Here is a 6,713-nt window from a genome sequence, read left to right as displayed (position 1 = left end):
CCCGCCGACCACGTCGACCGGCAGGCGGCCCGCATGGTCGGCGAGATCGAGTTCGACCGCCTGCAGCGTGCGCGCGAAATTGACGACGCACAGCACGCTGACGCCGTCATGCTCGCGCAGGTAGGCGAGCACCTTGCGGTTGCGCGGATAGACGAAGCGCAGCTCGCCGCGGCCGAACAGGCCGCCGTAGCGCCGGCGCACCGCGACGAAGCGCCGCGTCCAGTGCAGCAGCGAGTGCGGATCGGATTCCTGCGCCTCGACGTTGACCGCGGCATAGCCGTAGACCGGATCGGTGATCGCCGGCAGCACCAGCAATTGCGGATCGGCGCGCGAGAAGCCGCCGTTGCGGTCGTTGGACCACTGCATCGGCGTGCGCACGCCGTCGCGATCGCCGAGGTGCACGTTGTCGCCCATGCCGATCTCGTCGCCGTAATAGAGCACGGGCGTGCCGGGCAGGGTCAGCAGCAGGGCGGTCATCAGTTCGATGCGGCGGCGGTCGCGCTGCAGCAGCGGCGCGAGGCGCCGCCGTATGCCGAGATTCAGGCGCGCGCGCGGATCGGCTGCATAGGTGTCCCAGAGATAGTCGCGTTCGGCGTCGGTGACCATCTCCAGCGTGAGTTCGTCGTGATTGCGCAGGAAGATCGCCCACTGCGACAGCGGCGGCGTCGGCGGGGTCTGGCGCAGAATGTCGCTGATCGGAAAACGGTCCTCCTGCGCGATCGCCATGTACATGCGCGGCATCAGCGGGAAGTGGAAGGCCATATGGCATTCGTCGTCGCGGCCGAAATACTCGAGCATGTCCTCGGGCCACTGGTTGGCCTCGGCGAGCAGCATGCGGTCGGGGTAGTGCGCGTCGATCTCGGCGCGCAGGCGGCGCAGTACCGCATGCGTTCCGGGCAGATTCTCGTTGCTCGTGCCTTCGCGCTCGACGAGATAGGCGACCGCGTCGAGGCGGAAGCCGTCGAGACCCAGGTCGAGCCAGAAGCGCAGCACGTCCAGCATGGCTTCCAGCACGAGCGGGTTGTCGAAGTTCAGGTCGGGCTGGTGCGCGTAGAACCGATGGAAATAGTAGCGTCCGGCGACCGGATCCCAGCTCCAGTTGGACTTTTCCACGTCGGGAAAAATGATGCGCGTGCCGGCATAGGCCTGGTCGGTGTCGGACCAGACGTAGAACTCGTGCTCGGGCGTGCCGCGCGGCGCGCGGCGTGCGCGATCGAACCAGGGATGATCCGACGACGTGTGGTTGAGCACGAGATCGCCGATCACGCGCAGGCCGCGCGCGTGGGCCGCATCGAGAAACGCCTTGAGTTCGTCGAGCGTGCCGTAGTCGCGGTGCACGTCGAAATAGTCGGCGACGTCGTAGCCGTCGTCGCGCCGCGGCGACGGGTAGTAGGGCAGCAGCCACAAGGTGTCGACGCCGAGCGCGACGATGTAGTCGAGTTTCGCGTGAAGTCCGGCGAAGTCGCCGATGCCGTCGCCGTTGCCGTCGAGGAACGACTTCACGTGGATCTGGTAGATGACGGCCTCCTTGTACCAGTCGCGGCGGCGGTGATCGACCGGTACGAGCGCGGTCCCGACGGCACCTGCCGTCGTCGCGTCGGGCGTCACGGATTCACCGCCGCGCGCTGCGGCGGACGGCGCGCGCCGGCCAGCGCGGAAAGAAAGCGCTCGGCCCAGCGCTGCACGTTGCCCTCCTGCAGGATGCGCATCGCCGCCTGCCAGCGCTGCAGGCGCTCGTCGAGCGGCATGGTCAGCGCGCGCGCCAGCGCGCGCGAGCAGCCCTCGATGTCGTAGGGATTGACGATCAGCGCGCACTCGGCGAGTTCGGCCGCGGCACCCGCGAATTCCGACAGCACGAGCACGCCCGGATCCTGCGGATGCTGGCAGGCGATGAATTCCTTCGCGACGAGATTCATGCCGTCGCGCAGCGGCGTCACGAGGCAGACGCGCGCGAGCCGGTAGAAGCCGGCGAGCGTCGCGTGCGAATAGCCGCGGTTGACGTAGCGCACCGGCGTCCACGCGGGCGCGGCGTAGTGGCCGTTGATGTCGCCGACGAGCCGCTGCACTTCGCGGCTGAGCTGGCGGTATTCGCTGACTTCGCGCCGCGATTCGGGCGTGACCTGCAGGAAGGTCGCGCGGCCGGCGAGCTGCGGATGGCTGCCGAGCAGATGGCGGAACGCGCGCAGGCGCTGCGGCAGTCCCTTGGAATAGTCGAGCCGGTCGACGCCGATCACGAGGCTGCTGCGACCGAGGCTGTTGCGCAGCTGCTGGATCTCCGGCGCGTGCTCGGACTCGCGCGCGAGCGCGGCCATCGCGGCCGGATCGATGCCGATCGGGAACGTGCGCACGCGCGTGATCTCGCCGCCGGGCAGATGCAGTGCGCCGTCGCGCTCGACCGCGCCGAGTTCCGCCATCAGATAGTTCTTCATCGCGCGCGCGTCGTTCGCGGTCTGCAGGCCGACGAGATTGCACGCGGCCAGGAGCCCGAGCATCGCGCGATGCTGCGGCAGCGTCACGAGCGTGCGCGGCGCCGGCAGCGGCGTGTGCAGGAAGAAGCCGATGCAGTTGTTCAGGCCGCGCGCGCGCAGCAGCGAAGCGAGCGGCATCAGGTGATAGTCGTGGATCCAGATGAGGTCATCCGGCCGCGCCTCGCGCGCGACCTGCTCGGCGAAGCGCTCGTTGACGCGCAGATAGCCCTGCAGGTGTTCGCGCTCGAAGGCCATGAGATCGGTGCGTCCGTGCAGCAGCGGCCAGAGCGTGCGATTCGCGTATTCGGCGTAGAACGACTCGAACTCCTCGCGCGGCAGATCCCAGGTGACGTAGCGGATGCGTCCGTGCTGCTGCGCGCGCGGCGTCACGCTGTCGGCGATCGCGCCGCTCCAGCCCATCCAGCTGCCGCCGCGCTGCTGCAGCAGCGCGAGCAGTGCCGTGGCGAGCCCGCCGGGCTGCGTCGAACCCGGCAGCGTCACGCGATTGGAAACGACGATCAGGCGTCCGCCGTCGTTCGCTGCGTCGCGAGCGTTGCTGACGATCGCGTGTTCCTCGGGTGCGTGGATCGTCACATCCATCAGCCTTCCTCTAGCCGGGGTCGACAGCGAAGGAGCAATACGCATGCCATGCCTGCGCATGGCACAGGTTCTGCAATCGCGTCGTAGCCGCGCGTCGCCGCACGACGCTGCGCGGCGAGTGTTCCGCTGCGAAGGATTCGCCGAATGAGTTCTGCCGACCCGCTGTTCGAGCCCGTCATCGCCGATGTCGCCGCGGCATCGCGGCCCCTGCGCCGCGCGCCGCCGCCGCACTTGCCGGCGCTCGCGAACTGGGCGCTGTTTCTCGACCTCGACGGCACGCTCTGCGACTACCGCGACGATCCCGCGGACGTGGCGCTGACGCCTGCGCTGCGAGCGACGCTGAGCCTGCTCTGGACGCGGCTCGCCGGTGCGCTGTGCGTGCTCAGCGGGCGCAGCGCCGACGACCTCGACCGTATCCTCGGTACGTTGAAACTGCCGCGCATCGCCGAGCACGGCGGCGCAGGCTTCGCCGAGCACGACCGTCACTATCAGGTGCAACTGCTGGCGGTGGAAATTCACTTGGCCGAGATTTCGGCGGTCAATCCGGGAACCTGGGTCGAACGAAAGCCGAGCTCGTGCGTATTGCACTATCGGCAGGTGCCGGAGCGTGCAGAATGCCTGAGGGCCGCGCTGTCGCCGCTGCTGCCGAAGTTCGACCGGCTGCGCCTGCTCGACGGCGTGCTCGTGTTCGAGTTCGCCGCGCGCGAGCGCGACAAGGGCACGGCGCTGATCGGACAGATGCAGCTCCCGCCGTTCGCGGCGCGCATTCCGGTCGTCGTCGGCGACGACGTCACCGACGAAGACGCCTTCGTCGCCGCGATCGAACTCGGCGGCTTCGGCATCGGCGTCGGCGAGCGCCTGTCGCTCGCGGCGAAATATCACCTCGACGATGCGGCCGCGGTGCGGCGCTGGCTTTCGGGGCTCGCCGGAGACGCGCATGCGTAGCCTCGTCGCGGCGATGCTGCTGACGATCGCCGTATTCTCGGCGCATGCGCAGGACGCCCCAGCGCCGGCGGAGAGCGCCGAGACCGTGCTCGCGAACGTGCCCGGCCTCGAACGCGTGATGCCGCAGCGCTTCGGCAAGGTGCTGATCCTCGAAGGCCAGGTCGCGCGCGAAGCCGACAAGGAACTCGCCGAGAAGATCGCGCAGGCGAACAACGCGGGCGGGCAGGTCGTCAATCGCATCGAGATCGTCTCGGGCACGCTCGAACGCATCGTGCCCACCTTGCGCGTCAGCCTGCAGAAGCTCGCGCGCCTGGTCGGCTCGATACCGCTGCTGCTCGTCGCGTTCGGGGTGATCTGGGCGTTCTGGCGCGCCGGCCGCTGGGTGTCGCGGCGCGGCTTCGTCGGCCGCAGCGCGCGCGGCAATCCTTTCGTCGGCGAACTCGTGCGCCAGGCGATACGCGTGTTCGCGGTGCTGGCCGGCCTGCTGTTCGCGCTGGAAATCCTCGACGCGACGACGTTCGCGGCCGCGCTGCTCGGTTCGGCCGGCGTCGTCGGCATCGCGCTGGGTTTTGCATTTCGCGATCTTCTGGAAAATTACATCGCCGGCATCCTTTTGAGCCTGCGCCGTCCTTTCGCGCCCGACGACTCGGTCGCCATCGACGTGCACCAGGGCGTCGTCGTCGGCATGAATTCGCGCGCGACGATCCTGATGACGCCCGACGGCAACCAGCTGAGCCTGCCGAACGCCTTCGTGTTCAAGGCCGTGCTGCTGAACTTCACGAGCAACGGCAATCGCCGCTTCGAGTTCAGCGTGGCGATCGAGCCGCGCGCGGATCTCGCCGCCGTGATGCGCGAGGGCCTGCAGGCCGTGCGGGAGACCGCCGACGTGCTGGCGCAGCCGGCGCCGTCGGTGCAGATCGCCGAGATCGCGCGCGATGCCGTGCGCGTGCAGTTCTTCGGCTGGGTCGACCAGCGCCGCGGCGATTTCGGCCGTGCGCGCAGCGAGGCCCAGCGCGCGGTGCGCGCGCGCCTGGAAGCGCTCGGCGTCGATTTCGGGCCGCCGCAGATGCGGCTCGTCGCGAGCAACGACGCCGAGGCGATGCCGGAAGCCGCGTCGCCGTCGCGCGGTGTGCCGCCGCCGCGGGACACCGAAGCGCCGCCGCCCGCACCGTCCGGGCAGGCGATCGCCGCGGCCGTCGAGGAGGCGCGCCGCGAACTCGGCGCGCAGGATCTGCTGCGGGAGCGCCGTCATGACTAACGTGGCTGCGCTGTCGCGCACGCGCCGGGAATCGCCGGAACCCGTCGCCGCGCCGGAGCCGTGCACGCTGCGGCTGCTGACGATCAACACGCACAAGGGACTCGCGCCGTGGAACCGGCGCTTCATGCTGGCCGAGCTGCGTGACGCGGTGCGCACGACCGGTGCGGACATCGTGTTTCTGCAGGAAGTCGCCGGCGAAGAGCAGCGCAGCTGGCGCAACGGCAATCTCGCCGGCCCGCACTACGAATACCTGGCCGACCAGCTCTGGCCGCAGTTCGCCTACGGCCGCAACGCGGTGTATCCGCACGGTCATCACGGCAACGCGCTGCTGTCGCGCTTTCCGATCGTCAGCGAACGCAACCACGACATCTCGGTGCAGGGGCCCGAGCCGCGCGGCCTGCTGCACTGCGTGCTCGACGTGCCGCGGCTCGGCGAACTGCACGCGATCTGCGTGCACCTGGGGCTGCGCGAGGCGCACCGCCAGCGCCAGCTGGCCCTGCTCAAGGCATTGATCGACGCGCAGATCGCGCCGGGCACGGCGCTCGTCGTTGCCGGCGACTTCAACGACTGGCGCGGCCGCGCCGACGCGGTGCTGCAGGACGGCCAGCTGCATTCGGCGTTCGCGCGCGCCGGCGTGTCGCAGCCGCGCACGTTCCCCGCACGCTGGCCGCTGCTCGCGCTCGACCGCATCTATGTCGGCAATCTGCGCGTGCAGTCGGCCTGCGTGCTCTCGGCGCTGCCGTGGCCGCATCTGTCGGACCATCTGCCGCTGTTCGCGGAGGTCTGCGCATGAAGCCGGTCTGGCGCGAAGGCAACACGATCGGCCTGCTCGAGAACGGCGAGGAATTCTTTCCGCGCGTGTTCGAGGCGATCGCGCAGGCACGCACGCGCGTCTACATCGAGACCTTCATCCTGCTCGACGACAAGGTCGGCCTGCAATTGCTTGAGGCGTTGAGCGGCGCGGCCGCGCGCGGCGTGGAGGTCGACGTGCTCGCCGACGGCTTCGGCTCGGAGCCGCTCGGGGCCGAGTATCGCGCGCGCCTCGCCGAAGCCGGCGTGCGCCTGCACATCTACGAACCGCGCCGGCGCCTGTTCGGCCTGCGCATGAACGTGTTCCGCCGGCTGCATCGCAAGATCGTGCTGATCGACAGCCGCGTCGCGTTCGTCGGCGGCATCAATTTCTGTTGCGACCAGTTGCTGGAATCGGGGCCGCGCGCGCTGCAGGACTACGCCGTCGAACTGACCGGCCCCATCGTCCACGACATCGAGGACTTCGTCGTGCGCTCCTACAGCGCGGCGCATCTCGTGCTGTCGCACCGGGAAGCGCTGATGCGCCGCGTGGCCGCGGCGAGCGACGGCAGCGCGCGCGTGCGCTTCGTCACGCGCGACAACCATCGCCATCCGACCGACATCGAGCGCGAATACCGCATCGCGATCCGCGC

At 69.5% G+C, this 6,713-nt stretch carries 6 protein-coding genes; 4 read left to right on the top strand and 2 right to left on the bottom strand.

Annotation, left to right across the window (positions count from 1 at the left end):
* Positions 1 to 1,608, bottom strand: a 1,608-nt coding sequence (gene treS / locus VLF18_RS21870; RefSeq protein ID WP_325281753.1) for a maltose alpha-D-glucosyltransferase, incomplete at its 3' end; no start/stop codon positions are given.
* A complete protein-coding gene (locus tag VLF18_RS21865) occupies positions 1,605 to 3,068 on the bottom strand; it encodes an alpha,alpha-trehalose-phosphate synthase (UDP-forming) (RefSeq protein ID WP_325281752.1) in 1,464 nt (487 codons plus the stop codon). The genes VLF18_RS21865 and treS, both read right to left, overlap by 4 nt.
* A 144-nt stretch (positions 3,069 to 3,212) precedes the next feature.
* Between VLF18_RS21865 and otsB the strand changes: the two genes are divergently transcribed.
* The 4 genes from otsB to clsB all read left to right on the top strand — a co-directional run.
* Complete coding sequence (gene otsB / locus VLF18_RS21860) at positions 3,213 to 4,013, top strand: trehalose-phosphatase (RefSeq protein WP_325281751.1); 801 nt, start codon at positions 3,213 to 3,215, stop codon at positions 4,011 to 4,013.
* Entirely contained in the window at positions 4,006 to 5,271 is a 1,266-nt protein-coding gene (locus tag VLF18_RS21855; RefSeq protein WP_325281750.1) for a mechanosensitive ion channel family protein, read from the top strand. The genes otsB and VLF18_RS21855 overlap by 8 nt, the downstream gene beginning before the upstream one ends.
* Positions 5,264 to 6,064 (top strand): endonuclease/exonuclease/phosphatase family protein, encoded by an 801-nt coding sequence (locus tag VLF18_RS21850; RefSeq protein WP_325281749.1) that lies wholly within the window; start codon positions 5,264 to 5,266, stop codon positions 6,062 to 6,064. Before VLF18_RS21855 ends, VLF18_RS21850 begins: the two co-directional genes overlap by 8 nt.
* On the top strand, positions 6,061 to 6,713 hold a 653-nt coding region (gene clsB, locus VLF18_RS21845), incomplete at its 3' end, for a cardiolipin synthase ClsB (RefSeq protein ID WP_325281748.1). The genes VLF18_RS21850 and clsB, both read left to right, overlap by 4 nt.

This window comes from Tahibacter sp. (assembly GCF_035481375.1).
GTDB lineage: Bacteria > Pseudomonadota > Gammaproteobacteria > Xanthomonadales > Rhodanobacteraceae > Tahibacter.
The sequence above is the reverse complement of the archived record's forward strand: the minus strand, read 5'-3'. Positions and strand labels throughout refer to the sequence as shown.